Origin of the sequence: Mycobacterium sp. 852002-10029_SCH5224772 (genome assembly GCF_001667315.1) — a bacterium.
Taxonomy (GTDB): Bacteria; Actinomycetota; Actinomycetes; order Mycobacteriales; family Mycobacteriaceae; genus Mycobacterium.
This window is the reverse complement of the sequence record NZ_LZHT01000111.1, coordinates 1-688: the sequence shown is the minus strand read 5'-3', so window position 1 is coordinate 688 and position 688 is coordinate 1. Positions and strand designations below refer to the sequence as shown.

Sequence of the window (688 nt, the reverse complement as noted above, 5' to 3'; positions counted from 1 at the left end):
GACCCGCACGACGGTGTCTACACCGCGGCGCGCCTGGCCAAGGACGAGGGCGTGCCCATCTCGACGATCTCGTTCGGAACCAAGGGCGGTGAGATCGAGATGGACGGGCAGCGCGTCGCGGTCCCGGTGGACGATCAGACCCTGCAGAAGATCGGCGAGATCACCGACGGCCAGGCCTTCCACGCCGACAGCCTGGACTCGCTGGAGAACGTGTACACGACGCTGCAGCGCCAGATCGGCTACGAAACCGTCAAGGGCGATGCCAGCCTGGCCTGGATGCTGCTCGGTGCCGTCGTGATGGCCGGCGCCGTGCTGGCCGGCCTGCTGCTGAACCGCCGGCTGCCCGCCTGATACGCGCTAGGTCGGCAGGCGCCGATTGATCAACAGCGCCAACGCGGTCGCGATCAGTGCGGCCAGCACCCCGAGGCGCAGCCAGCCGGCGCTGCCCGGGCCCGGCACCGTGCGGTAACCGATCTCGTTCTCGATCGCGTTGTAGCTCTTTTCGAGCTCGCCGAGGTTGGTGGCGGTGTAGGGCTGCCCGCCGGAGAGTCTGGCGATCGTCTTCATCTGGTCGGTCGACACCGGGACCGCGACGCGCTGCCCGTCCATCTCGATCTCACCGCCCTTGGTTCCGAACGAGATCGTCGAGATGGGCACGCCCTGGCCCTTGGCCAGGCGCGCCGCGGTG

The 688-nt window shown here is 68.8% G+C and carries 2 pseudogenes; one reads left to right on the top strand and one right to left on the bottom strand.

The annotated features are described in order from the left end of the window. Positions 1-351 (top strand): annotated as a pseudogene (locus A5775_RS20320) (hypothetical protein); the annotation flags it as partial. Between the two features lie 6 nt (positions 352-357). Here the strand turns inward: A5775_RS20320 and A5775_RS20315 are convergent. Further along, positions 358-688, bottom strand: a pseudogene (locus tag A5775_RS20315) (hypothetical protein); the annotation flags it as partial.